Below are 512 nucleotides of genomic sequence, written 5' to 3' on the forward strand. Positions count from 1 at the left end.
CATCGCAGGAGGCTCACTCCCACTCAATGGTTGAAGGCGGTTTGGAGGAAATGTCGTAGCAAACGCGGTTCACACCCTTCCTGACTTCGTCAATGCGCCACCCAAATTAAGAGTCGCTGTTAGTTAGGTCAAAAAGTGGCTTTACAGCCAGATGTTTCTCTGTCAGAAAGAGCGTTTTTGTGAAGGTAGTCCTATTTTCGGGCAACCTTACCCTTATGGTTGTAATGGTTTTAGCAGCATCAAGCACCTTGTCCACACTCATCCCAATTTTGTTGACAGAAACGAGCCGTTCCAATTCCTTATATACTTTGTAGGCGATGAAGCAAATGCAGACATGTGCCTCTATCCTACGTTCCGTAAAGTGAAACATCGGACGCATTTCCAAATTTCCCTTTGAAATACGAAATGCACGTTCCACTACCCAAAGTCCATGATACTCGGCAATGACACGCTCGGCTTCAAGATCTGTATTGGTGATGTAGCCCTTGAGTCCGTCCCACTGGCAGTCCTCT

General features: G+C 46.7%; 1 protein-coding gene and 1 pseudogene. Both read right to left on the bottom strand.

Annotation, left to right across the window (positions count from 1 at the left end):
- Positions 1 to 13: 13 nt before the first annotated feature.
- Positions 14 to 94 (bottom strand): hypothetical protein, encoded by an 81-nt coding sequence (locus I6E40_RS11100; protein WP_410897057.1) that lies wholly within the window; start codon positions 92 to 94, stop codon positions 14 to 16.
- 12 nt (positions 95 to 106) lie between these two features.
- Positions 107 to 512: pseudogene (locus tag I6E40_RS10695) on the bottom strand (transposase); the annotation flags it as partial.

The sequence above is a fragment of the Prevotellamassilia timonensis genome (genome assembly GCF_021531665.1).
Classification (GTDB): Bacteria; Bacteroidota; Bacteroidia; order Bacteroidales; family Bacteroidaceae; genus Alloprevotella.